Below are 25,847 nucleotides of genomic sequence, written 5' to 3'. Positions count from 1 at the left end.
CACATGTCAATAAGTAACGTCATGTGATGGTCCTCGTAAATTTTTGACGCCCCCTCCGGCCGCGGCTACTGTGTGGGCCTCCGCTCGGGACCTCGGGAGGGATCCATGGCCCGCGAGGCCTCACACCGCGTACCGGCCCAGCCGGTGGAGGGCGCCGCCCCCGCCGACGTCCTGGCGCGCATCCGCGCGGCACGGCCGTCGCTCGCTCCCTCGGAGCTGCGGGTGGCCGACGCGGTGCTGGCCGACCCCGCGCAGGCCGCCGAGCTGTCCATAGGGTCGCTCGGCGAGCGGGCGAGCACCTCGGCGGCGACCGTGATGAGGTTCTGCCGGACCATCGGGCTCGGCAACTATCCGCAGCTCCGCCTGGCACTGGCGGCCGCCGCCGCCCGCGAGGACGCCCTCGGCGGGGAGCGTCCGGTGCCCGCCACCGACATCAGCGCCACGGACACCCTGGACCAGGTCGTCGGGAAGATCATCTACAACGAGGTGCGCGCCCTGGAGGACTCCGGGGCGCAGCTGGACGTCACCGCGCTCCGGCACGCGGTCGACGCGGTCGCGGGGGCCCGGCGGGTCGACATCTTCGGCGTCGGCGCCAGCGGGTTCGTCGGGCAGGACCTGCACCAGAAGCTCCACCGGATCGGGCACATGGCCTTCATCTGGACCGACATGCACGCGGCGCTCACGGCGGCGGCGCTGCTCGGGCCCGGTGACGTGGCCCTCGCGATCTCGCACTCCGGGGAGACCGAGGACACGGTCGAGCCCCTCCAGGCCGCGGCCCAACGGCACGCCACGACGATCGCCGTCACCAACTTCCCGCACTCCGCCCTCGCGGTCGGCGCCGACCACGTGCTGACCACGTGCGCGCGGGAGACGCCGTTCCGGTCCGGCGCGACCGTGAGCCGGATAGCGCAGCTCGCGGTCATCGACTGCCTCTTCGTGGGCGTGGCCCAGCGCTCCTTCGACGCGACGACGACGGCGCTCCAGAAGACGTACGGGGCGGTGCAGCACCGTTCACGCCGTTCCGGGGGGCGCCCCGGGGCCGCGTGACGCCCTCGTGGAGCCCCGACCACGACCCGTCCGCGGCGGACCACCGTGAACCACCGGCCGTGAGAGGTTCGGCCCAGTGGTCCGGGACCGGGCTGCGGGCCAAACCCCACACAGCCCGGTCCCGGACGCACTCGGCTCCCGAGGCGAGGCTGACCGGTCACGACGCGCGGTCGGCCCGGTCAGCCCCCGTGCCCACCAGGGGAGCTCGCGAAAGCGCGTGTCAGCAGGTACGTCCCACGTACCAGGCCCCCTGCACAGCCGGCCAACTACCCAGATAGGTGTCGCCCGGTCCCACGCACGTCTCGTAGCCCTCGGAGCTGCCGCCGACGCTCAGGAGATCCACGTAGATGACCACCCGCCCGGTCCCGCAGTGGTTGTACCAGGCGTGGGCGGTCCAGTCCGTGTACCAGCCGCAGGCAGAGGCGGCCTTCGCCTCCTGCGCCTGCGGCGCGGTCACCGGAGCCGCGCTCGCGGAGGCCGTGCCCATGGCCAGGCTCGCGGCAGCGGCCACCGCGGCGGTCGCCAGCGCCGACTTGATACCTCGTCGCATATATACCCCTCCTGTTTGGTGAGCTCTGATCCGCGGAGCTTCGTGCTTTCCGCGGATCGCACCCCCGTGTTCTCTCCTGCACCATCGTGTTGGCCCCCCAGGGGGGCGAACAGCTCACGGACCGTTCACGTATGACCGGTCGGACCGGTCGTCACGTGCCGGCCGGGGTGTCCTCTTCGCCGAGTCCGTCGAGCTGCCGCTCCGTCCGCTCGGCTTCCTCGTCGCGTCCTTGCTGCCGGAACAGATCCCGAGCCTCCCGCCACACCGTGGCGGCCTGGCCGTGGTCGCCGAGGGCTGCGTGGGAATGGCCGAGACGGTCGAGGGTCTCCGCGATCTCGTAGGCGTTGTCGAGGTCGCGGTACAGGCTGAGGGCCTCGCGGTAGTGCCGGACGGCGTCGTGGTGGCGGCCGGTGTGGTGGTCGATGTAGCCGAGGCTGTCCAGGGTCTGCGCCTGGCCGTCCATGTCCTGATGGTGCTTGTAGAGGACGAGGGCCGCCTGGCAGTACTCGCGGGCCATGTCGTTGTCCTCGCCGAGGAGCGCGGCCAGCCAGCCCACCGCGTTGAGCGCGTTGGCTTCCGCGATCGGCTGGTCGAGGCCGCGATAGAGCTCCAGCGCGCGTCGGGCGTGCTCCACCGCCTGCCGGCCGTCCGGGTCGATCGAGGCGAGGGTGTAGTGCGCCTGGGCCTGAAGGGCGCGGTCGTCCTGCCGCTCGCTCAGGGCGAGGGCCTCGTTCAGGGCTTCGATCGCCTCCTGGTGGTGCCCGAGCACGACATGGGCGCGGCCCAGGAGCCGGTAGGTGATGATCTGGGCACCGGGATCGGGCAGCCGGCGGGCCGAGTCGACCGCGGACTGCCACACGGCGAGCTGGTCGTGACGGTGCCCTCGGCGGTAGTGGTAGTTGTTCAGCGCCCAGGCCAGCTGCCAGACCGTGCGGTGTGACGCGTGGGCGGCGGCCGCGTGCTGTGCGGCGAGCAGGTTCTGGTGCTCGGCCTCGAACCAGTCCATCGCCGCCGGGATGCCGGACAGCGCCTGGGGGTGGCAGGCGGGTGCCGGCGGGCCGAGCTCGATGGGCTCGCGATGGGATTCCAGGAGGCGGTCGGCGGCGTACGCGGTGTGCGTGTAGAAGTCGAGCACCCGCCGCAGCGCTGCCTGCCGGGTGCCGTCGGACAGGTCCTGGGCGGTGGTGGCGTAACGGCGGATCAGGTCGTGCATGCGGTAGCGGCCGGCGTCGTCCTGGGCGATGAGCGAGGCCTGTTCCAGGCTGCGCAGCACGCTGCGGGTCCGGCTCCGGCCGCGGCCGGTGAGGCTGGCGGCCGCGGCAAGGCTGATGTCGGGCCCCGGCGCGATGGCCAGCAGCCCGAACACCTCGGCCTCCTCCTCGCCCAGCGCGTGGTGGGACAGCGAGAGCACGGCGGGCAGGCTCGCGACGGGGTCGGCGTCGTCCAGTACGTCCATCGCGCCCTCACGCAGTTCGCCGGCGAGGTCGGCCAGCGACAGGTGCGGGTGGACGTGCGCGCGGCCTGCGGTGATGCTCAGCGCCAGCGGGAATCCGCCGCACAGGCGGACGAGCTCGGCCACCGCCGCGGGCTCTGCCTCGATGCGCCCGGTGCCGAGCCGGGCGGCGAGCAGTGCGCGGGCTTCGGTGTCGGTGAGGATGTCGACGGGCAGGTGGTGGGCGCCGTGCCCGGTGATCAGGCCCGACAGCCGGTTGCGGCTGGTGACCGCCACGGTGCAGGTGTCGCCGCCCGGCAGCAGCGGGGTGATCTGGGCGCTGTCGGCGGCGTTGTCGAGCACCAGCAGCATCCGCTTGCCGGCCACCAGGCTGCGGAACAGGGCCGCCTGCGCGTGCGCGGCGACGGGAATGCGGTCGGGCTCGATGCCCAGCGCGTCGAGGAATCCGCGCACCGCGACCGCCGGGTCCATCGGATCGCTGTCCGGGCTGAAGCCGCGCAGGTCGACGAAGAGCTGCCCGTCGGGGAAGCGGTCGACGTTGCGGTGCGCCCAGTGCGACACCAGCCACGACTTGCCCACCCCGCCGGCACCGGCGATCGCGGAGACGACCACCGTGCCCGCCGCACCCGCCCCGGGCCCCAGCACCGCGTCCAGCCGGTGCAGTTCGTCCTCGCGGCCCACGAACGGCACGGGCGGAGCGGGTAACTGACGCGGCACCGGCAGCGCCTGGGGCGCCTGGGGCGCACCCACGCCCGTCGCCGCGGCCAGCAGCTCGTCCAGCTCGGCCGGCCCCAGATCCAGCGCAGCGGCCAGCTGGCGCACCGATGCGACCTGCGGATTGCGGCGCCTGCCGGTCTCCATGCCGCGGATCGTGCTGACCGACACACCCGAACGCTCGGCCAGCGCCTCCTGGGTCAACCCGGCACGCAACCGAAACCGCCGTACCGCCCCCGCGAGAAGATCCCCCATGCGGCCCTTCCTACCAGCACCACCGACCACACGCGACCTGATCAGCCCGGCCCCGCCCCGCGTGCCCGATAGCGGACCGCCGTCGCCACGGGGCCGGAGGCCGGGGCCCGCCGAAGGCGGGTTAAGGGGCGCGGGGAAGTGCGCGAGCAACCCCCACCGGCCGCCGGCCAAACGACAGACCGCAAGGAGCAGCGCCCCGAAAGGAGCGCGGGGAACTGCGCGACCAGCCACCTACCGGCCGGTGGTAGAACGAAGGGCCAAGGGGCAGGGCCCCGAAAGGGGCGCGGGGAACTGCGCAAAAGACCACGACGCACCCGCAGCGGATCGCCGTCGCCGCCCCCGGGGCAGACCCCCTCAGGACCCGCCGAGGTACACCGGGGACAGCGCCGCCGTCAGCAAGGGCCGAGGCGCGCCCGTACCGTCCGCCGGCACGGTGAAGAGGTTGGCCCCGAAGTCGCCCGGCAGGGCATACGCCAGGGTGCGGTCATCGGCCCAGACCGCCTGGTCGTCGACATTGCGGGTCTCCGCGAGCGCAGTCTCGCGCCCGCTGCGCAGATCCATCACATACAGCCGCCACGGCGCATCCGCCGGCAACCCCATCACCCGCTTCTTGAACGCGATCCTGGTCTCGTCCGGCGACAGCGACGGGCACTCGACATTGCTGTGCAGCGTCGTCACCGTCCGCGCGCCCAGGTCGCCCCGGACCAGGTACGTACTCCCCTTCGTGGCCATCGTCGCGTAGAAGTGCCGGTCGTCCGCCGAGAACGTGACGCCCCAGAAGTTGATGTCGACGGCGTGGTAGTCGCGCCCGTCCTTGATCACCCGGAACGCCTCCAGCGACGGGGTCAGCCGCCCGGTACGGGTGTCGAGGATCGCGGCCCGCGTCGAGAAGGTGCTGTTCGCGTAGGAGTCGCCGCCGACGAAGACCGTCCAGGTGGCGAACCGCCCGCTGGGCGAGACCCGTGCGCGCGAGGGGACGCCGGGGATGTCGTAGCGCGCCGTCTCGTGCAGCCGGGCGTCGAGCACCACCGCCCGGTAGCTGTCCTGGACGCCGCTGTGCACCACCTGGAGGCAGATCCCGGTGCCCCCGGCCGCGTGGAAGCGCACGCACTGCACGCCCGAGGCGGTGCGCTCGCCGCCCGGCCGCGAGGCGGGCACGGTGCTCAGCTCGTCGCGGTGCGGCCCCCAGGCCATGTTCCGGAAGACGATCCGGTCCCCGCCCGAACCGGTCAGCGCGACCCGCCCCGCGCTGACCGCGGGCCCGCCGGGCTGGGCGTGGTCCTTGCGGTCGGAGCGCGCCGCGGCGTGCAGCACGGAGGCGGTGGCGACGGCCGCGAGCAGGGCGATCGCGCAGGCGAGGACGAGCACGCGGGCCCGTGTGGTCATGCGGGGGTCTCCTCGGACGTGGGGGCATCGAGGCGGGTGGAGGCGGCGGGCGGGCGTCCCAGCGTCCGGCCGACGGCCAGCACGCAGCAGGCGAGCAGGACGGTGGCGGCACCGAGCGCCGTGCGGTCGCCCCAGGCCGTCCAGGCGGCGCCGAAGGCGAGCGAGCAGACGAACCGCGCGAAGGCCTGGCCCGTCTGCACCAGCGCGAGGCCGGACGAGCGCAGCGCGACGGGCACGCTCTCGGACGCGGCGGCCATCAGCACCCCGTCGGTGGCGGCGTAGAAGGTGCCGTGCAGCAACAGGACCGCGTACGGCAGCACCGCGCCGTGCCAGTCCGACAGCAGGAGGCCGTACGCGCAGAGCAGGGCCCCGTGCCCGGCCAGGAAGACGCGGCTGCGCCCGATCCGGTCCGCGAGCCGCCCGAGCGGGACGGCCAGCAGCAGGAACGCGGCGGCGGTGCCGAGCGGCAGCAGCGCGAACCACCGGTCGGGCACGCCGAGCCTGCGCTGCAACAGCAGGTAGATGAACGAGTCGCTGACGGTCGCGAGCCCGAGGAGCAGCGCGCACACGGCGATCCGCCGGATGTCCCGGCGCCGCAGCAGCGCCAGCGCGGCGCGGAACGTGGGACGCGCGGCCTCGGCCGTCCCCTTCCGGCCAGAGCCGGAGCCGGAACCGGAACCGGGGCCGGAGCCGTCCAGGCGCACCGGAGGCGAGCCCTCCGCCGGGGCCGTGCGGACACCGTCCACCGTGCCCGCCGAGGGGCCCGTCAGCTTCCCGGGCACGAAGAGGACGAGCACCAGGACGCCCACCATCGCGACGCAGAAGCTCACCGTGAACACCGCGTCGTAGCCGTCCACGGTCGCCCGCAGCACGAGGAAGGCGGTGAGCGGGCCGAGCAGGGCGCCGGCGGTGTCCATGGCGCGGTGCACCCCGAAGGACCGGCCCTGCGTGCCCGGCTCGCTGGACAGCGAGATCATCGCGTCGCGCGGCGCGGTGCGCAGGCCCTTGCCGGTGCGGTCGGCGGCGAGGACGGCGCCGATCAGCGGCAGGGTGTGGGCGACGAGCAGCAGCGGCTTGCACAGCGCGGACAGGCCGTAGCCCAGCACGGCCACCGCCTTGTGCCGGCCCGTGCCGCGGTCCGCCAAGTGCCCGCCGACGAGGCGCACCAGCGCCGAGACGCCGTTGTACACGCCGTCGAGCAGGCCGAAGCCCAGCGGGGAGAGGCCGAGCCCCACGACGAGGTACAGCGGCAGGATCGCGCTGACCATCTCGGAGGAGACGTCGGTGATCAGACTGACCGTGCCGAGCGCCAGCACGGTGGGGGCGACCGCGGCGCGGCGCCGCCCGGGCCGATCGGGAACCCGGGCGGCGCTACCCGCGGACGGGGCGCCGGAGGCGCGGCTGTCCGCGACGTACACGGTCAGGACGTCCAGATGCCGGTGATGTCCTTGCCCGACGCGGCGTTGCCGGCGTACCCGAGGCCGTGCATGTCCTCAAGGGTGCGCAGCAGGTCGTAGTGGTTGTACCGGGTCGAGGACGTGGCACCCGGCGTCACCTGCTGGCCGTAGAACACGGTCGGGATGCGGTTGCCGCTGAGCGAGTTGTCCTCGTCGAAGGTGACCACGAGCAGGCTGTTGTGGGTCTTGGCCCAGGTCGCGTAGGCGCCCAGGTTGTTCTTCAGCCAGGTGTCACCGGTTGCGACCGAGCAGTCGTGCATGTCGCTGCAGAGGTTCGGCACCACGTAGGAGACCTGCGGCAGCTGCGTGAAGTCGCTCGGGAACTGCGAGAACGTCTTCGCCGACGAGGTCGGGACGTTGCTGAAGCCGAACCACGGGTTGTGCTTGCGGGCGTAGTCGCCGCTGTTGCAGGTCGTGGAGCCCTGGCTGGGCAGGGTCTCGTTGTAGCTGCCCCAGCTCTTGCCCGCGGCGATGAGCTGCGAGGCGAGGTTGGGCGCGCTGCTGAAGCCGGGGGTGTAGCAGGCGTCGCTGGTGATGCCCTGGGTGGACCCGGAGAACATCGCCATGTAGTTGGGCTGGCTCGGGTGGGTCTCGGCGTAGGACTGCGTCAGGTTGGCGCCGCCCTTGGCCAGGGAGTTGATGTACGGGGCGCTGGAGGAGCCGACGACCTGGCTGTAGGCGTGGTTCTCCATGACCGCGATGATCACGTGGTCGGGGGTGGGCACGCCCGCGGCGGCCTGCGCCGTGGACTGCTCGCCGAGCCCCGTCCACAGCCCGAGGGCACCTGCGGCGAGGGCCAGGGCGGCGACGAGGGCGAGACGGCCGCGGCGGAAGACGGATCTGCCGGACACGATGGACCTCCGGTGGGGAGTCGGGTGGGGCCTGGAGAGCATGCACACACCAAGACTCCGCCGCTGGGCGCCTTCCCCCAACGGGCGTGAAAACCGGATGAACGTTCCGGGAGGGAGCGGCCGTTGGGCGCGGTTGGGCGCGGCCCGGTCCGCGAAGCGCCCCCATGGGCGCGCGGCCCGCCCCTCCCCCGCCGGCTCAGGCGAACCGCCACCGCGTCTGGCTGAACGCACCCTTGCCGAACCCGAAGACCGTGCGGGGCTCGACCGCGAAGACCAGCGCCGGCCCCTCCCGGCCCTGGAACGCACCGTCGTCGCGCACCTCGAACCGCCAGTCCTCGCCGTACTTGCGAAGCCAGTCCGCGGCGAGGGCCCGCAGCAGGGCGAGGTCCGCCACCCGCACCGCCTCGCCCTCGACGGCGACGTCGTACCCCTCGTTCCGGACGGGTGTACCGGTGGACAGGACGACCTGGGGGTTCCCGGCGAGATTGAGCGCCTTGCGCTCCTCGGCGCCGGTGGAGAAGTACAGCGCGCCGTCGCGCCAGACGGCCATCAGCGGCGTGGCGTGCGGCCGCCCGTCGGGGCGCACGCTGGACAGCCAGAACAGCTCGGCCTCCTCCAGCCGCCGCTGGGCCACGGCCCAGTCGGCGGGGGTGGCACCCGGGCCGCTGTAACGGGCGTCGAGCGTGCCCTCAGGTGCCGCGCCGGGCGCGGCCCGGGGCCCGCCGGGTGCGGTGTGCGGTACTGGGTCCGACATGTCCGGTCCTCCTCGTGACGTACGGGGGTGTCGGGAGGGAGACTCCATGCACGGGCCGGACTCATCGGCCCGGTACGGACCGTTTTCCCCGGGCACCGGCACGGCCCGTTCCACCCGGCACCGGCACGGGCCGTTCGGGCACCTCTTCGATGGTGCCCGGAAAACATGGTTTGTGCCTGGTAAAGGCGGCACCCGCGCGAGGCGGAAGGCATCGCACTCGTCGTAGGCTCGGGGCCCCATCACCTTGATCGGAACAGGAGGCCGGCGACCATGACGGTGCCGCAAGGGCGCAGGAGCAGCACGTTCACGCGGCTGCTGCGGCTCGGCTTCACCGACCCGTCCTCCGCCGAGGGCCTGCTGGCGTCAGGCCCGCTCACCGCGGCGCACGACGACCCGGTCCTGCTGGACGCGCTCGGCGGCGCGGCCGACCCGGACCTGGCGCTGCGCAGCCTGGCCCGGATGGCCGAGGCGCAGCCGGACGAGGCGGCCCTCCGGGAGCTGCTGGACACCCTGGCCACCGCCAAGCCGCTGCGCGACCGGCTGCTGGGCGTGCTCGGCGCCTCCGAGGCGCTGGGCGACCACCTGGCCAGGCACCCGGCGGACTGGCGGGCGCTGGCCACCTACGAGCAGGAGGACCTGCACCCGGGCGTGGCGGAGTTCGAGCGGGGCCTCGCCGAGGCCGGCAACCCGGTGGAGCTGCGCGTCGCCTACCGGCGCTGCCTGCTGTCCATCGCGGCCCGGGACGTCTGCGGCACCACCGACGTGGCCGAGACCGCCGCCGAGCTGGCCGACCTGGCGACCGCCACGCTGCGTGCCGCGCTCGCCATGGCGGCCGACCAGCTCCCGGACGACGCCGCGGCCAGCCGGCTCGCCGTGATCGCGCTGGGCAAGTGCGGCGGCCACGAGCTGAACTACGTCTCCGACGTCGACGTGGTGTACGTCGCGGAGCCTGCCGAGGGCGTCGACGAGGACAAGGCGGTGCAGGCCGCCACCCGGCTGGCCGCGCTGCTGATGCGGATCTGTTCCGAGACGACCGTCGAGGGCTCGATCTGGCCGGTGGACGCCAACCTGCGCCCCGAGGGGCGCAACGGCCCGCTGGTGCGCACCCTCGCGAGCCATCTCGCCTACTACCAGCGCTGGGCGAAGACATGGGAGTTCCAGGCGCTGCTCAAGGCCCGCCCGGTCGCCGGCGACGAGGAGCTGGGCGCCGCGTACATGGCGGCCGTCTCGCCGCTGGTCTGGGGCGCCGCCGAGCGGGAGAACTTCGTCGCCGACGTGCAGAAGATGCGCCGGCGGATCATCGAGAACATCCCCGCCGGCGAGGTCGAGCGGGAGCTGAAGCTCGGGCCGGGCGGCCTTCGGGACGTCGAGTTCGCCGTGCAGCTCCTCCAGCTCGTGCACGGCCGCGCCGACACCACCGTGCGCAGCCCCACCACGCTGGAGGCCCTCAGGGCGCTGGCCGCGGACGGCTACGTCGGCCGGGTGGACGCCGTGCAGCTCGACGACGCCTACCGCTTCCTGCGCTCCGTCGAGCACCGCGTCCAGCTGTACCGGCTGCGCCGCACCCATCTGATGCCCGAGGAGGAGGCCGACCAGCGGCGCATCGGCCGCTCGCTGGGCATGCGCACGGAGCCCATCACCGAGCTGCTGCGGGCCTGGCGGCGCCACACCTCCGTCGTCCGCCGCCTGCACGAGAAGCTCTTCTACCGTCCGCTGCTGGACGCGGTCGCCCAGCTCGCCCCCGGCGAGACGCGGCTGAGCACCGGTGCGGCCCGGGAGCGCCTGGTCGCGCTCGGGTACGCCGACCCGGGCGCGGCGCTGCGGCACCTGGAGGCGCTGGCGTCCGGGGTGACCCGCAGGGCGGCCATCCAGCGCACGCTGCTGCCGGTGCTGCTCGGCTGGTTCGCGGACTCCGCCGACCCGGACGCCGGGCTGCTGAACTTCCGCAAGGTCTCCGACGCGCTCGGCAAGACGCCCTGGTACCTGCGGCTGCTGCGGGACGAGGGGGCGGCCGCCGAGAACCTCGCCCGGGTGCTCTCCGCGGGCCGGCTCGCGCCCGACCTGCTGATGCGCGCGCCCGAGGCGGTGGCGCTGCTCGGCGGCGACCAGACGCTCACACCGCGCGGGCGTGCCCAGCTCGATCAGGAGATCCTGGCCGCGGTGGGCCGCGCGGACAGCGGTGAGCACGCGGTGACGGTGGCGCGTGCGGTGCGCCGCCGGGAGCTGTTCCGCACCGCCGCGGCCGACCTCACCGCCTCCTACGGCACCGAGGAGCGGCCCGTCGGAGCCGAGCCCGCCGAGCTGGTGGACCTGGTCGGCGACGCCATCACCGACCTCACCGCGGCGACCCTCGCCGGGACGCTGCGCGCGGTGGTGCGCTGGGGGCACCTCCCACGCCCTGAAGGCAGTGGGGGATGGGGCGACGAGCTGCCGACGCGGTTCGCGGTGATCGGCATGGGCCGCTTCGGCGGCCACGAGCTGGGCTACGGCTCCGACGCGGACGTGATCTTCGTGCACGAGCCCCGGGAGGGCGTCGGCGAGCACGAGGCGGCGCGCGCCGCGCACACCGTCGTCGAGGAGATGCGCAGGCTGCTCCAGCGGCCGAGCGCCGACCCGCCGCTGCTGATCGACACCGGCCTGCGCCCCGAGGGGAAGTCCGGCCCGCTGGTGCGCACCCTGAAGTCGTACGAGGCGTACTACCGCCGGTGGTCGCTGGTGTGGGAGTCGCAGGCGCTGCTGCGGGCGCAGTACGTCGCGGGCGACGAGGACCTGGCGCGCCGCTTCCTGCGGCTCGTGGACCCGCTGCGGTACCCCTCGCGGGGCCTCACGGAGGACGAGGTGCGGGAGATCCGGCGGCTGAAGGCACGCATGGAGTCCGAGCGGCTGCCGCGCGGCGCCGACCCCGCCCTGCACACCAAGCTCGGGCGGGGCGGCCTGTCCGACGTCGAGTGGACCGTGCAGCTGATGCAGATGCGGCACGCGAGCACGGAGCGGTCGCTCAGAACGCCCCGGACCCGTCGGGCCCTCACCGCGGCGCGGGACGCCGGACTGCTGTCCGAGCGTGACGCGTCGATACTGGACGAGGCGTGGGTGCTGGCGACACGGGTCCGCAACGCCGTGATGCTGGTACGGGGCCGGGCCGGCGACACGTTCCCCACGGAGGCACGGGAGTTGGGCGCGGTGGCCCGGTACCTCGGGTACGAGCCCGGCCACGTCGGGGACATGCTGGAGGACTACCGCCGCACGACGCGGCGGGCCCGCGGCGTGGTGGAGCACCTCTTCTACGAGTCGTAGACGGCGGGCTGCGGCCACGTTCCGCACTGCGGCGGCGTGGCCGCACGTTCCGGCGGCGTTGCCGCACGTTCGTCCCGGCCGGGGCTGGGGAGGCAGGAAGTCCCCCGGGGCGCCCCCCTCTGGCGGCTCTCGGACCGTCCCGAGTGCAAAGCGCGCCTACAGCACCGGCAGGCTCTTGCGGAGCTCGAACGCCGTCACCTCGGAGCGGTACTCCTCCCACTCCTGCTTCTTGTTGCGGAGGAAGAACCCGAAGACGTGCTCGCCGAGCGTCTCGGCGACCAGTTCGCTGTGCTCCATGAGGGAGATCGCCTCGCCGAGGTTCTGCGGCAGCGGCTCGATGCCCATGGCGCGCCGCTCCGCGTCGGTGAGCGCCCAGACGTCGTCGTCCGCGCCGGGGCCGAGCTCGTAGTTCTCCTCGATGCCCTTGAGGCCCGCGGCGAGCAGCAGGGCGTAGGAGAGGTACGGGTTGCAGCCGCTGTCCAGCGAGCGGACCTCCACCCGGGCCGAGCCCGTCTTGCCGGGCTTGTACATCGGCACCCGGATGAGGGCCGAGCGGTTGTTGTGGCCCCAGCAGATGTACGAGGGCGCCTCGCCGCCCGCGCCCGCGGGCCGCTCCGCGCCGCCCCAGATGCGCTTGTAGGAGTTCACCCACTGGTTGGTGACCGCGGAGATCTCCGCGGCGTGCCGCAGCAGGCCCGCGATGAAGGAGCGGCCCACCTTGGAGAGCTGGTACTCCGCGCCGGACTCGTAGAACGCGTTGCGGTCGCCCTCGAAGAGGGAGAGGTGGGTGTGCATGCCGGAGCCGGGGTACTCCGAGAACGGCTTCGGCATGAAGGTGGCCTGCACCCCCTGCTCCAGCGCGACCTGCTTCATGACCAGGCGGAACGTCATGATGTTGTCGGCGGTGGAGAGCGCGTCGGCGTAGCGCAGGTCGATCTCCTGCTGGCCGGGGGCGCCCTCGTGGTGGGAGAACTCCACCGAGATGCCCATGGACTCCAGCATCGTGATCGCCTGGCGGCGGAAGTCCATGCCGACGTTCTGCGGGGTGTGGTCGAAGTAGCCGGAGGAGTCGGCCGGCGTGGGCCGGGAGCCGTCGACCGGCTTCTCCTTCAGCAGGAAGAACTCGATCTCGGGATGGGTGTAGAAGGTGAACCCGAGGTCGGAGGTCTTGGCCAGGGCCCGCTTGAGCACGTAGCGGGGGTCAGCGAAGGACGGGGAGCGGTCGGGCATGAGGATGTCGCAGAACATCCGGGCGGTGCCGGGGGCCTCGGCCCGCCAGGGCAGCACCTGGAACGTCCCCGGGTCCGGCTTGGCGATCATGTCGGACTCGTAGACCCGCGCGAAGCCCTCGATCGCCGAGCCGTCGAAGCCGATGCCCTCGTCGAAGGCCTGCTCCAGCTCGGCGGGCGCGACCGCGACAGACTTGAGGAAGCCCAGTACATCCGTGAACCACAGGCGTACGAACCGGATGTCGCGCTCCTCCAGGGTCCGGAGCACGAATTCCTGTTGCTTATCCATTGTCGACTTCCACCCATCCTTGCTGGTCAGGCCCGCGTACAACGACGCCATGGGGAACATCGATGCGCTCGAGCATCCCACCACGCCGTTTCGGGCGCATTGCAGGCGATCACCTGAACGTGCTGTGTCTGCTTCCTGTCGGTTCGTATCAATCCGGCTCGTGCCGCACCGACCGCTCTCCCGTCCGCTTCCCGTCCTGCCTCTGCCCTCATTGTGGGGTACTCCGGCACTCTTGATCGAGCCGACGGCGCGGCGGGCTGCCTGCCCGCTGCAAACCACCCTCCCACCTGGGCGAATGCACCGCGAGCGGGCACGGTGGGTGCCCGTGGAGTGACGTCCTGGAACCCCTCCGGGGGCCGGGTACGGCACCCCGGGCACCGGCCCCGCACGGCAGCGGGCGCATCGCCCGGTCCCGCACCGGCGCCCGGGGCCGTGCGAGGCCGGCGCGCGCACCCGCGCGACGAAACACAACCCCCCATATGTGGTACGGGCCATCAAATCACCACGGAAAAGCGTTCCTTGGGTTCTTCTTGGGCTTTCCGTTCCCCTGACGTGAACCGTTCATGGCAAGAGTGATCTCTTACGTGTGCGTCCTCTGGCGTCACACGAATCGAACCGCATCTCAGGGGGTTCCATGAGATCCAACCGCGCCGCCGTGCGCGCCGGTGTCAGTCTGGCGGCGACCCTGCCGTTGCTCACCGGGGCCCTGGCGCTCGGCATACCCGCGGCCCACGCGGACCAGAACCCGGGCGCCCGGCAAGCGCTCAAGGGCGCCAAGCCGCTCTGGGCGACCGGAAAGTCCGACCAGGGCTCCACGGCCGACTCGAACAAGGTGCAGGCCCGGGTCTATCTGGCCGGACGCGACGCGGCGGGCCTCGCGGCCTACGCTCGTTCCGTCTCCGACCCGGACTCCGCCTCGTACGGCAGGTTCCTGAGCGCCAAGGAGGCGCAGGAACGGTTCGGTGCCACCGCGGAGCAGATACGTGCCGTGAAGTCCTGGCTGAAGGACGCCGGGCTCAGCGTCACCGCGACCACCCGGCACTACGTCGAGGTGTCCGGCGACGTGGCCGCCGCCGAGAAGGCGTTCGGCACCCAGCTCCACAACTACCGCAAGGGCGCGGGGACGTACCGCGCCCCGCAGCAGACGCCCACCGCGCCCGCCTCGCTCGAAGGCGCCGTCCTCACCGTCACCGGCCTGGACAACGCGCCCCACAAGGCGGACCACAAGGACGAACTGCCCCCGCCGGGAGCGGTCTTCCGCAACGCGGGACCGTTCTCCAGCTACTACGGCTCCAACCCGGCCAGCACCCTGCCGGAGGCGTACGGCAGCACCGCTCCGTACGCCACCAAGGGGTACACGGGCGAGCAGCTGCGCGCGGCCTACGGTGCGGGCAACCGGACCGGCAAGGGCGTGACGGTGGCCATCACCGACGCCTACGCCTCGCCCACCATCGAGCAGGACTCCGCCCAGTACGCCAAGCGGAACGGCGACGCGCGCTACAAGGGCGGCCAGCTCACCCAGGTGCTGCCCGGCGCGTACACGCACACCGCCGCCGACGACTGCGACGCGTCCGGCTGGTACGGCGAGGAGTCGCTGGACGTCGAGGCCGTGCACGCGGTCGCGCCGGCCTCGAACGTCGTGTACGTCGGGGCCGCGTCCTGCTACGACGACGACCTGCTCGACTCGCTCAGCAAGGTCGTCGACAGCCACCTCGCGGACATCGTCTCCAACTCCTGGGGCGACCTGGAGGCCAACCAGACGCCGGACGTCGCCGCGGCCTACGACCAGGTCTTCCAGATGGGCGCGATCGAGGGCATCGGCTTCTACTTCTCCTCGGGCGACAACGGCGACGAGGTCGCCCACACCGGCACCAAGCAGGTCGACGTGCCGGCCAGCTCCGCCTGGGTCACCTCGGTGGGCGGCACCTCGCTCGCCGTGGGCCGGGGCGACGCGTACAAGTGGGAGACCGGCTGGGGCACCGGCAAGGCCGCCCTGTCGGACGACGGCAAGAGCTGGAAGGACGTCCCCGGCGCGTTCAACGGCGGCGCCGGCGGCGGCACCAGCAAGAACGTGGCGCAGCCGTTCTACCAGCAGGGCGTCGTGCCGGACTCGCTCGCCAAGGCGAACGGCGGCGCGCTGCCGATGCGCACGGTCCCGGACATCTCGGCGATCGCGGACCCCAACACCGGGTTCCTGGTCGGCCAGACCCAGACGTTCCCCGACGGGTCCCAGCAGTACAGCGAGTACCGCATCGGCGGCACCTCGCTGGCCGCGCCGACCATCGCGGGCATCCAGGCGCTGGCCCAGCAGGCACACGGCGGGCGGCCGCTCGGGTTCGCGAACCCGGCGATCTACGACCGCTACGGCTCGAAGGCGTACCACGACGTCACGGACCACCCCGTGAACGGCGCGGAGGGCCTTGCGGTGGTCCGGGTCGACTACGCGAACAGCTTCGACGACTCCGAGGGCCTGCTCACCTCGCTGCGCACCCTCGGCAAGGACAGCTCGCTGATCGCGTCGACCGGCTACGACGACGTCACCGGCGTGGGCTCGCCCGCGCCCGGCTACGTGGAGTCGTACGGCACCCGGCCCGGCCACGGCCACTGACCGGAGCACGGCCGCGGCCGCGTCCCGCGCCGGCGCCCGGATCCGTCTCCACGGACCGGGGGCCGGCGTGGGGCGGGCCACACCCGCACCCCATCGTGTCGCTCTGACGATTACACTGAGGGGGTGCCTCAACTTCGCCTCGCCCTGAATCAGATCGACTCGACCGTCGGCGATCTCACCCAGAACGCCGAGGCGGTCATCCGCTGGACCCGGCACTCCGCCGAGCAGGGAGCCCACCTCGTGGCCTTCCCCGAGCTGGCGCTGACCGGCTACCCCGTGGAGGACCTCGCGCTGCGCTCGTCCTTCGTGGACGCGTCGCGTGACACCCTGCACACGCTGGCCGGACGGCTGGCCGACGAGGGCTTCGGAGAGCTGCCCGTGGTCGTCGGCTACCTGGACCGCAGCGAGAGCGCCCAGCCGAGGTACGGACAGCCGGCCGGGGCCCCGCGGAACGCCGCCGCCGTGCTGCACCGCGGCCGGGTGGCGCTCTCCTTCGCCAAGCACCACCTGCCGAACTACGGCGTCTTCGACGAGTTCCGCTACTTCGTGCCCGGCGACACCCTGCCCGTCGTCCGCGTGCACGGCATCGACGTCGCGCTCGCGATCTGCGAGGACCTCTGGCAGGACGGCGGCAGGGTGCCGGCCACCAGGAGTGCCGGGGCCGGCCTGCTGCTCTCCATCAACGCATCGCCGTACGAGCAGAAGAAGGACGACACCCGCCTCGACCTGGTACGCAAGCGTGCGCAGGAGGCCGGCTGCACCACGGCGTACCTGGCCATGATCGGCGGGCAGGACGAGCTGGTCTACGACGGCGACTCGATCGTCGTGGACCGCGACGGCTCGGTGATCGCCCGTGCCCCGCAGTTCGCGGAGGGCTGCGTGGTGCTCGACCTGGACCTGCCGGCCGCGGCCCCGGAGCCGCCGTCGGGCGTCGTCGACGACGGTCTGCGCATCGACCACGTCACGCTGTCGGCCGACCCCCTCCCGCCGTACCCGGCCGAGCTGGACGGCGGGTACGCCGAGCGGCTCGACGACGACGAGGAGGTGTACTCGGCCCTGGTGGTCGGGCTGCGCGCGTATGTCGCGAAGAACGGCTTCCGGTCCGTGCTGATCGGGCTCTCCGGCGGCATCGACTCGGCGCTCACCGCGGCCATCGCCTGCGACGCGCTCGGTGCGGAGCACGTGTACGGGGTGTCGATGCCGTCGAAGTACTCCTCGGAGCACTCGCGCGCCGACGCGGCCGAGCTGGCGCGGCGGACCGGGCTCGACTTCCGCACGGTCTCGATCGAGCCGATGTTCGACGCGTACATGTCGTCGGTGGAGCTGTCCGGTCTCGCCGAGGAGAACCTCCAGGCGCGGCTGCGCGGCACGCTCCTGATGTCGATCTCCAACCAGGAGGGCCAGATCGTGCTGGCCCCCGGCAACAAGTCCGAGCTGGCCGTCGGCTACTCCACGCTGTACGGCGACGCGGTGGGGGCGTACGGGCCGATCAAGGACGTCTACAAGACCGCGGTGTTCCGGCTGGCCGAGTGGCGCAACCGCGCGGCACGGGAGCGGGGCCAGACGCCGCCGATCCCGGAGAACTCGATCAGCAAGCCGCCGAGCGCGGAGCTGCGGCCCGGGCAGGTCGACACGGACTCGCTGCCGGACTACCCCGTGCTGGACGCGATCCTGGACCTCTACGTGGACCACGACCGGGGGGCGGACGAGATCGTGGCGGCCGGGTTCGAGGCGGAGCTGGTGGAGCGGACGCTGCGGATGGTGGATCGGGCCGAGTACAAGCGGCGGCAGTATCCGCCGGGTACGAAGATCTCCGCGAAGGGATTCGGGAAGGATCGGCGGCTGCCGATCACCAGCCACTGGCGAGAGTCCGCGTAGCGGTCCAGCCGGAACGGCCCGGGGTGCCCCCGGGGTCGGCGTCGGCCAGGCCGCGGCTCGGGCTTTTCGCGCAGCTCCCCGCGCCCCTGTTCTCGGGCGCTTCGCGCCACCACGGGGGGCTACTCCCGGCGGCACACCTCAGGCACGTCGTGGCTGGTCGCGCAGTTCCCCGCGCCCCTTATAGGGCGGGGCTGCGCCCCGATAGGGGCGCGGGGAACTGCGCGAGCAACCAGCACCCACCGGTGGCCAGGCGAAGCACCGCAAGGGGCAGACGCCGATGGCCCGCCGCAGGCGAGTCTTCAAGGGGCGCGGGGAACCGCGCGAGCAACCACCACCCACCGGTGGCCAGGCGAAGGACCGCAACGGGTAGGCGCCGGTGGCCCGCCGCAGGCGAATTGCGGCGTGCCCCCGGCGGGCTCAGTACCGGACGTCGCTCTGGAGGAGCGGTGGATACACGCCCGACCCCACCCCGTCCACCGTCGCCCCGGCGAACTGCAACATCGCGCGCTGCGCACCATGCATCGGCGCCGGATAGTCCAGCTCCGGCGCCGACACCTCGTCGAGCCGCCGCAGGTGCTCGGGCCCGAGGGTCACCTCCAGCGCCGCGAGGTTGCCCTCCAGGTGCGCCACGCGCCGCGCGCCGAGGATGGGCACGACCGTGCCGGGCCGGGCGCGCAGCCACGCGAGGGCCACGGCCGCGGAGGTGGTGCCCAGCTCGCCGGCGACCGCGTCGAGCTCCTCGATGACGGCGAACTCCGCCTCGTTCGGTCCGCCGACGAACGCCGTCCGGGCGGAGTCGGCGACCTCGGCACCGCGCCGGTACTTGCCGGACAGGAAGCCGTTCTTCAGCGGGCTCCACGGCACCAGCGCCATGCCCTGGTCGAGGGCGAGGGGCGCGAGCTCGCCCTCGACGGTGCGGGCTAGCAGCGAGTACTCGACCTGGAGCGCGATCAGCGGTGTCCAGCCCTTCAGGAGCGCCGTCGTCTGGGCCTGGGCGGTGAACCAGGCGGGCGTGTTCGAGAACCCCACGTAGCGGATCTTGCCGGCCGTGACGAGGTCGTCGAGGGTGCGCAGGGTCTCCTCCACGGGCGTGTGGCGGTCCCAGTTGTGCAGCCAGTACAGGTCCAGGTGGTCGGTGCGCAGCCGGCGCAGGCTCTCGTGGAGCTGGGCGATGATCGAGCCGCGCCCGGCGCCGCCGCCGTTGGGGTCGCCGGGGAAGAGGTTGAAGAAGAACTTCGACGCCAGCACCACGCGGTCCCGCAGTCCGGGGCGGGCGGTGAAGTAGTCGCCGAGGATGCTCTCGGAGTGGCCGTTGGTGTAGAAGTTGGCGGTGTCGACGAAGTTCCCGCCCTGGTCCAGGTAGGTGCCGAGGATCTTCTCCGACTCCGCCACGCTGCACCCGGCGCCCCCGGGGTCCTCCCCGAAGGTCATCGCGCCGAGGGCGAACGGGCTGACCCGCAGCCCCGACCTGCCCAGGGTGACGTAGTGATCGAGTGGCATGAGCCCGCCTTCCGGATGTCCTGTGCCGTAGCCGTCCCCGCCATGCAAACGCGGGCGGGGCCCCGGGAGGTAGGCCGATCCGCGCCGGCTCTTGCACGATCCTGCCGCACCCGCCCGGATCGGACTTGCCGGAGAGGCCCCGCGAGTGCTTCCGTGAGGTGTGTGGACACCACGGACCGGCACACCACCGACCGGCACGCAGCCGACCGGCTCCTCGGCGAGCTCCGCGCTCTGATCGCGGCGCATGCCCGCCCGGACCTGACGACGCCCGTCGAGGGCCTGCTCCTGTCGAGGGTGGAGACCTCGGAGCCGGACCACTCACTGACCGATCCCCTGCTGGTCGTGATGGCCCAGGGGGCCAAGCACCTGATGCTCGGCGCCCAGGCGTACGAGTACCGGGCGGGGCAGTGCCTCGTCGTCACCACCGGCCTGCCGGTCACCGGCAACTTCGTCGGCGCCGCCCCCGAGCACCCGGCGCTGGGCCTGGGCCTCGTGCTGCGCCCGGCCGCCATCGCCCCGCTGCTGCTCCAGGCGCCCCCGGACCGGGCCGCGGGAGCGTCACGCCCGGCCACCGGGCTGCCCGCGATCGCCACCGGGCAGGCCGAGCCCGACCTGCTCGACGCCGTGACCCGCTTGGTGCGGCTGCTCGACCACCCCGCCGACGCCCCCGTGCTGGCGCCGATGATCGAGCGCGAGATCCTCTGGCGGCTGCTCACGGGACCGTACGGCGGCATGGTCCGCCAGATCGGCCTGGCCGACAGCAATCTGACCCACGTCAGCCGGGCCATCGGGTGGATCCGCGAGAACTACGCCGAGCCGGTGCGCATCGAGGACCTCGCCTCCCTCGCGGCGATGAGCACGTCGGCGTTCCACCGGCACTTCCGGGCCGTCACCACCCTGAGCCCGTTGCAGTTCGTCAAGCAGATCCGCCTCCAGGAGGCCCGCTCGCTCCTCGTCGCCCGGGCGGACGACGTCGCCGGTGTCGGGCACCTCGTCGGATACGACAACCCGTCGCAGTTCACCCGCGAGTACCGCCGCCTGTTCGGCGCCCCGCCGGGCCGCGACGCCGCCCGCCTGCGCGCCGCGGGCCTGGAGGCGTCTCCGGCGCCCTCAGGGCCGTGGGGAGCGGGCACCGTCCGGCGGCTGCCCTGAGCCGTGGGCACGGCCGCACGCGCCGCGGCCGCGAACGGCGCCCGGAGAGCCGAGACGGCGGCAGCCCGCCGACGGGGGAAGATCGACGGGCTGCCGTGGTACCGCAGTGGCTTGCCGGAAGGGCGGTGCGTCAGTGCACGGCGTGTTCCTCCGCCGGGAACGCCCCACCCACCACATCCTCGGCGAAGGCCTGGGCCGCGTTCGACATGACACCCCGCAGATCCGCGTACTGCTTCACGAACCGCGGCATCTTCCCGGGCGTCAGGCCGAGCATGTCGGTCCATACCAGGACCTGCGCGTCGCACTCGGCCCCGGCCCCGATGCCCACCGTGGGAATGTGCAGCACGCGGGTCACCTCGGCCGCCAGCTCGGCCGGCACCAGCTCCAGCACGACCGCGAACGCGCCCGCGTCCTGTACGGCCTTGGCGTCCCGGAGCAGTTGCTGCGCCGCTTCCTCGCCGCGGCCCTGCACGCGGTAGCCCATGGTGTTGACGGACTGGGGGGTCAGCCCGACGTGTGCCATGACCGGGATGCCGGACTCGACCAGCAGCTCGATCTGGCGGTGCGAGCGCTCGCCGCCCTCCAGCTTCACGGCGCCCACGCCGGCCTCCTTCACCAGCCGCATGGCGCTGCGCAGGGCCTGCGTCGGCCCCTCCTGGTAGGTGCCGAAGGGCAGGTCGGCGACGATCATGGCGCGGCTGGTGCCGCGCACCACGGCGGCCGAGAGCATGGTCATCTCGTCGAGGGTGACCGGGACGGTCGTCTCGTAGCCGAGGTGGCAGTTGCCCATCGAGTCGCCGACGAGCATGACCGGGATGCCGGCCTCGTCGAAGACGGACGCGGTCATCGCGTCGTAGGCGGTGAGCATCGGCCACTTCTCGCCGCGCTCCTTGGCCGTGGTGATGTCGCGCACGGTGATACGGCGTGTGCCCTTGCCGCCGTACAGCGCCTTGCTGCTGTCGGACTTCGGCCCGTCGACCGGGCCGGGCTTCTGGGCAGCCGGATTCTGCGTCATCGCAACTGCTCCTTCTGTCATCTCGAAGCGCCCTTTCGGCGTCTCCGGACCACCACCATGGTGGCACCTCGTGCCGACGGCCGACCAGACCCCGGCCCCGTCCCACGGAGGGACACGTGTCACATCCGGCTCACGGGCCGAACGACCCTGATCCACCGGTGGGCCGAAGCCCGCCGGCACAAGCCGGAAAAGCGCCGAAAACAGAACGGAGCCGGTCGCGAAAGTCCATAATCTGACCGCATGACGACTCCTTCCGGTCCTGCTCCTTCCGGTGCCGCCCCTGGCATACCGGAAGCCGTGCACCGGCGGCGCTGGGCGATCCTGGCCGTCCGCCAGGTCGGCGGGGCCCTCGGCATCGCGGTGCTGGGCTCGGTGCTGTCCACCGTCTACCGGTCGGGCATCGACGGCAGGCTCACCGTGCTGCCGGCCGGGATGCGGCACGCGGCGGGCGAGCCCATCGAGGCGACGCTCGGCGCCGCCGCGGCCCTCGGGCCGCGCGGCAGGGCGCTGGTCGGCCCCGCGGACGACTCGTTCCTGCACGCCATGCACACCACGGCGATGTGCGGGGCGGGCGTGGCACTGCTCGGCGCCCTGGTCACCGCGCTCTTCCTGCCCCGCCGGGGCACCGCGAGCCCCGGCGGCCGGCCCGCGCCGGAACCCGTCACCGCGGAGCAGTGAGGACCCGGTGGGACGCCGACCGGGCGGGGCCAGGCGCACGGCGGGACCGGACGCCGCCGCGTCCGCCGCGGCGCCGCCCGGCCGCGCCGGCCCCTCGTCTCACCCGCCCGGAGGAGCGCGCTCGGAGCGTCTCGGTCCCGTGCGGGACCGGTGCGCGTCGCGTCACGGACCATCCGTCCGAGCCCGCCCCGGAACCCCGTCCTGGGGCGGGCTCGTCCTGGATCCCGTACGGACGTTTGCCTCCCGTGCCCGACACCGCTGCCCCGGGCGGGACATGGCGCGCGGGACGGGGTGGGCGAAACGGTCCGGAACAGGACCCCGGCGATGGGCACCACAGGGCGGAAGCGGCCCCGGTGATCGCCTAGGGTCGTGGAAGCAGGATGGTCTGCAAGCAGGTAGTGAGGCGAGGGAATGGCGCGGGCGTACGTGACGGAGACGGGCAGAGAAGCGGCGGACGGACGGCACGGGTCACGCATCCGGCGCGTGGCCGGCGGCTGGCGACTCGGCGGCCCGGCCGGCATGTGGCGCCGCGGGCTGGTCCTCGCCGCGCTGGCGGTGGTCCTCGCGCTGGTGATGCTGCTGCACTCGCGCATCCCCAACACCATCGGCAACTTCGGCAGCCTCACGGAGACGTTCCTGCCGTGGTTCGGCCTCATCGTGCTGCTGCTGCTCGCCGGCGCGCTCGTCCGCAGGTCGGTGACCGCGCTGATCGCGCTGGCGCTGCCGGTGGCGGTGTGGCTCCACCTGTTCGGCGGCCTGCTCCCCCACCGGACCGGTACCGGCGGCGATCTGACGGTGGCCACGCACAACGTCAACGCCGGCAACCCCGACCCGTCCGGCACCGCCCGCGACGTGGCCGCCTCCGGTGCGGACGTGGTGGCCCTGGAGGAGCTGACGACGACCGCCCTTCCGGTGTACGAGAAGGCGCTCTCCCGGACGTACCCGCACCACGTCGTGCAGGGCACCGTCGCGCTGTGGAGCAAGTACCCGCTGAGCGGCACCGAGCCGGTGGACATCAAGCTCGGCTGGACGCGGGCACTGCGCACGACCATCGCCTCGCCCGCGGGGCCGGTCGCCGTCTACGTGGCCCACCTGCCGTCGGTGCGGGTCAAGGTGAACTCCGGTTTCACCGCGAGCGAGCGGGACCAGAGCGCGAACGCGCTCGGCGAGGCCATCGCCCACGAGCCGCTGAAACGGGTGGTGCTGCTCGGGGACCTCAACGGCACCATGAACGACCGGGCCCTGACGGGCGTGACCGCCCAGATGCGCTCCACCCAGGGCGCCGCCGGGGACGGCTTCGGCTTCAGCTGGCCGTCGTCGTTCCCGATGGCCCGGATCGACCAGATCATGGTCAAGGACGTCACCCCGGTCCGCTCCTGGACCCTCCCCCGCACGCCCAGCGACCACTTGCCCATCGCGGCGACGCTGGAGCTCTGAGCCCGGCGCCCGGCGCCCTCAAGAGAGGCGCGAAGCGCCTGCAAAGGGGCGCGGGGAACTGCGCGAACAGCCACGACGAAACCCGCGGCGAACGAACCACAGCCTCGGGCACGACGCGTAAAAGGGGCGCGAAGCGCCTGATCAGGGGCGCGGGGAACTGCGCGAGCAACCACGACGAAACCCGCGGCGAACGAACCACAGACCGGGGCACAACCCGCAAAGGGGCGCGGAGCTGTGTCCAGATGCCGCTCCGCCGCGTGGGCGCAAAGAACCACCACGAAACCCGCACCGAACCACCGACCCGAACCACCCTCCGTCGCCGGCAGGCCGCAGGCCATAGGCGAACTGTCGGCAACCCGCACCGCCTGTCGGTGCGATGTAGGTGTTCTGTCGGCGCCGGATGGCACCTTGACCGCATGACACCCAACGACACAAGCCCGGGCGGCCGCAACGCCGTCATCACCGTGCGGGGGCTGGTCAAGCACTACGGCGAGACCAAGGCCCTGGACGGCGTGGACCTGGACGTCGCCGAGGGCACCGTCCTCGGCGTGCTCGGCCCGAACGGCGCCGGCAAGACCACCCTCGTACGCGTCCTGTCCACCCTGATCGTGCCGGACGCCGGCACCGCCACCGTCGCCGGCCTCGACGCCGTGCACCAGCCCCGCCGGCTCCGCCGGGTGATCGGCCTCACCGGCCAGTACGCCTCGGTGGACGAGAAGCTCTCCGGCCGCGAGAACCTCTACATGATCGGCCGCCTGCTCGACCTGTCCCGGGCCGCGGCCCGGCAGCGCGCGGAGGAGCTGCTGGAGCGCTTCTCCCTCACCGAGGCCGCCAAGCGCCCCGCGGGGACCTACTCCGGCGGCATGCGCCGCCGTCTCGACCTGGCCGCCTCCATGATCGGCCGGCCCGCGGTGCTCTACCTGGACGAGCCCACCACCGGCCTCGACCCGCGCACCCGGAACGAGGTCTGGGCGGAGGTGAAGCGGATGGTCGGCACCGGCGTCACCGTGCTGCTCACCACCCAGTACATGGAGGAGGCCGAGCAACTGGCCGGCGAGCTCGCCGTGATGGACCGCGGCCGGGTCGTCGCCGGCGGCCGGATCGACGACCTCAAGGCCAAGGTGGGCGGCCGCACCCTGCGGATCAGGCCCGCCGACCCGCTCCAGCTGCGCCCGATGGCCCAGGAGCTGGACGAGTTCGGTCTGACCGGCCCCGGCCGGGCCACCGTGGACACCGACACGGGCACGGTGCTCGTGCCGATCCTCAGCGACGACCAGCTCACCGCCGTCGTCGGCTCGCTCTCCGAACGGGGCATCGCGCTGGCCTCGATCAACACCGAACTCCCCACCCTGGACGAGGTGTTCCTCTCCCTCACCGGTCACAAGGCCACCGTGGCCGAGGACCCCGCGCCCGCCCTTCTGGAGGCCGCCGTATGACCACCGCAGTGCTCACCTCCCCCGCCCAGCCCGAGGGCCGCATCGGGCTCCGCGCCCACCTGCGCCACACCGGCGCCCTGGTCCGCCGGAACCTGCTGTGGATCCGGCAGGACCCGGAGTCGATGTTCGACGCCGTGCTCATGCCGATCGTCTTCACGCTCCTCTTCGTCTTCGTCTTCGGCGGCGCGATCGCCGGCAAGGGCAACCAGGACGAGTACGTCAGATACGTGGTGCCGGGCCTGATGGCCATGATGGGCATGAACCTCGCCATGGGCGTGGGCACCGGCTTCAACCAGGACTTCCAGACCGGTGTGATGGACCGCTTCCGGTCGCTGCCGATCGCCCGCTCCTCGGTGCTGATCGCCAAGATCGTCGTCGAGATCGGCCGGATGCTGGTGGCCACGGCCATCCTGCTGGCCGTCGGCTTCATCCTGGGACTCTCGGTCTCCAGCGTGCCGGGGCTGTTCGCGGCGATCGGCCTCGCCCTGGTCTTCGGCTCCTCCATCATGTGGATCTTCCTCACCATGGGCGTGGTGATGAAGAACGCCCAGGCCATCCAGGGAATGGGATTCCTCGTCCTGATGCCTCTCCAGTTCGGTTCCTCGATCTTCGCGCCGACGGCGTCCATGCCGGGCTGGCTCCAGGCGTTCACCGACTACAACCCGCTGTCGTCGCTGGCCGACGCCGCGCGGGGCCTGATGAACAGCGGCGCGCCCGTCGGCCACGACGTGCTGGTGACCCTGATCTGGTCGGTGGTCATCACGGTGGTGGCGGCGCCGATCGCCATCCACAAGTTCCGCACCAAGAGCTGACGCCGCCGTGTCCGGCACCCGCGCGGCCCGTCGCCGCCCCGGCCGCCGGGGC

Annotated in this window: 16 protein-coding genes and 2 pseudogenes; 9 read left to right on the top strand and 9 right to left on the bottom strand. The window is 72.8% G+C overall.

Features of this window, described 5'->3' with window-relative positions:
- The first annotated feature begins 105 nt into the window (after positions 1–105).
- On the top strand, positions 106–1,047 hold the full coding sequence (locus Sm713_RS17725; RefSeq protein ID WP_212910573.1) for a MurR/RpiR family transcriptional regulator: 942 nt from the start codon (positions 106–108) through the stop codon (positions 1,045–1,047).
- Positions 1,048–1,267: 220 nt separating this feature from the next.
- Here the strand turns inward: Sm713_RS17725 and Sm713_RS17720 are convergent, their stop codons facing one another.
- The 6 genes from Sm713_RS17720 to Sm713_RS17695 all read right to left on the bottom strand — a co-directional run bounded on the left by Sm713_RS17720 (position 1,268) and on the right by Sm713_RS17695 (position 8,467).
- A complete protein-coding gene (locus Sm713_RS17720) occupies positions 1,268–1,597 on the bottom strand; it encodes a DUF6355 family natural product biosynthesis protein (RefSeq protein WP_249416350.1) in 330 nt (109 codons plus the stop codon).
- A 151-nt stretch (positions 1,598–1,748) separates the two neighbouring features.
- Positions 1,749–4,019, bottom strand: a complete 2,271-nt coding sequence (locus Sm713_RS17715) for a tetratricopeptide repeat protein (protein WP_212910572.1) — start codon at positions 4,017–4,019, stop codon at positions 1,749–1,751.
- 354 nt (positions 4,020–4,373) lie between these two features.
- A complete protein-coding gene (locus Sm713_RS17710; protein WP_212910571.1) occupies positions 4,374–5,405 on the bottom strand; it encodes a TolB-like translocation protein in 1,032 nt (343 codons plus the stop codon).
- Positions 5,402–6,823 carry an MFS transporter gene (locus Sm713_RS17705; protein WP_212910570.1) on the bottom strand — a complete coding sequence of 474 codons (1,422 nt, stop codon included), beginning with the start codon at positions 6,821–6,823 and terminating at the stop codon, positions 5,402–5,404. The genes Sm713_RS17710 and Sm713_RS17705 overlap by 4 nt, the downstream gene beginning before the upstream one ends.
- A 2-nt stretch (positions 6,824–6,825) precedes the next feature.
- On the bottom strand, positions 6,826–7,713 hold the full coding sequence (locus Sm713_RS17700; protein ID WP_249416349.1) for an alkaline phosphatase family protein: 888 nt from the start codon (positions 7,711–7,713) through the stop codon (positions 6,826–6,828).
- Between the two features lie 196 nt (positions 7,714–7,909).
- On the bottom strand, positions 7,910–8,467 hold the full coding sequence (locus Sm713_RS17695; RefSeq protein ID WP_212910568.1) for a pyridoxamine 5'-phosphate oxidase family protein: 558 nt from the start codon (positions 8,465–8,467) through the stop codon (positions 7,910–7,912).
- Between the two features lie 270 nt (positions 8,468–8,737).
- On the opposite strand from Sm713_RS17695, the gene Sm713_RS17690 reads away from it, so the two are divergent.
- A complete protein-coding gene (locus tag Sm713_RS17690; RefSeq protein WP_212910567.1) occupies positions 8,738–11,761 on the top strand; it encodes a bifunctional [glutamine synthetase] adenylyltransferase/[glutamine synthetase]-adenylyl-L-tyrosine phosphorylase in 3,024 nt (1,007 codons plus the stop codon).
- 156 nt (positions 11,762–11,917) lie between these two features.
- Here the strand turns inward: Sm713_RS17690 and glnA are convergent, their stop codons facing one another.
- The gene (glnA, locus tag Sm713_RS17685; RefSeq protein WP_212910566.1) at positions 11,918–13,279 is read right to left on the bottom strand and encodes a type I glutamate--ammonia ligase; all 1,362 of its coding nucleotides are present in this window, start codon (positions 13,277–13,279) and stop codon (positions 11,918–11,920) included.
- 634 nt (positions 13,280–13,913) lie between these two features.
- Between glnA and Sm713_RS17680 the strand changes: the two genes are divergently transcribed.
- Positions 13,914–15,887: a protease pro-enzyme activation domain-containing protein gene (locus Sm713_RS17680; RefSeq protein WP_212910565.1), complete on the top strand. Its 1,974-nt coding sequence runs from the start codon at positions 13,914–13,916 to the stop codon at positions 15,885–15,887.
- Between the two features lie 123 nt (positions 15,888–16,010).
- Positions 16,011–17,765 (top strand): NAD+ synthase, encoded by a 1,755-nt coding sequence (locus tag Sm713_RS17675; protein ID WP_212910564.1) that lies wholly within the window; start codon positions 16,011–16,013, stop codon positions 17,763–17,765.
- 417 nt (positions 17,766–18,182) lie between these two features.
- Here the strand turns inward: Sm713_RS17675 and Sm713_RS17670 are convergent, their stop codons facing one another.
- On the bottom strand, positions 18,183–19,265 hold the full coding sequence (locus Sm713_RS17670) for an aldo/keto reductase (protein WP_212910563.1): 1,083 nt from the start codon (positions 19,263–19,265) through the stop codon (positions 18,183–18,185).
- 162 nt (positions 19,266–19,427) lie between these two features.
- Between Sm713_RS17670 and Sm713_RS17665 the strand changes: the two genes are divergently transcribed.
- A complete protein-coding gene (locus Sm713_RS17665) occupies positions 19,428–20,417 on the top strand; it encodes an AraC family transcriptional regulator (protein WP_249416348.1) in 990 nt (329 codons plus the stop codon).
- Between the two features lie 130 nt (positions 20,418–20,547).
- On the opposite strand, the gene panB is transcribed toward Sm713_RS17665, so the two are convergent.
- Complete coding sequence (gene panB / locus Sm713_RS17660; protein ID WP_212910561.1) at positions 20,548–21,432, bottom strand: 3-methyl-2-oxobutanoate hydroxymethyltransferase; 885 nt, start codon at positions 21,430–21,432, stop codon at positions 20,548–20,550.
- Between the two features lie 330 nt (positions 21,433–21,762).
- Between panB and Sm713_RS17655 the strand changes: the two are divergent.
- From Sm713_RS17655 to Sm713_RS17640, 4 genes and pseudogenes are all read left to right on the top strand, one after another.
- Positions 21,763–22,110: pseudogene (locus tag Sm713_RS17655) on the top strand (MFS transporter); the annotation flags it as partial.
- Positions 22,111–22,612: 502 nt separating this feature from the next.
- Positions 22,613–23,547 (top strand): annotated as a pseudogene (locus tag Sm713_RS17650) (endonuclease/exonuclease/phosphatase family protein); the annotation flags it as partial.
- 416 nt (positions 23,548–23,963) lie between these two features.
- Positions 23,964–24,983: an ATP-binding cassette domain-containing protein gene (locus Sm713_RS17645; RefSeq protein ID WP_212910559.1), complete on the top strand. Its 1,020-nt coding sequence runs from the start codon at positions 23,964–23,966 to the stop codon at positions 24,981–24,983.
- Positions 24,980–25,795: an ABC transporter permease gene (locus tag Sm713_RS17640; protein WP_212910558.1), complete on the top strand. Its 816-nt coding sequence runs from the start codon at positions 24,980–24,982 to the stop codon at positions 25,793–25,795. Before Sm713_RS17645 ends, Sm713_RS17640 begins: the two co-directional genes overlap by 4 nt.
- The last annotated feature ends 52 nt before the right edge of the window (positions 25,796–25,847 follow it).

The sequence above is a fragment of the Streptomyces sp. TS71-3 genome (genome assembly GCF_018327685.1).
Classification (GTDB): domain Bacteria; phylum Actinomycetota; class Actinomycetes; order Streptomycetales; family Streptomycetaceae; genus Streptomyces.
Note: the sequence above shows the minus strand (reverse complement) of the source record. Positions and strands in the feature narration are given on the sequence as shown.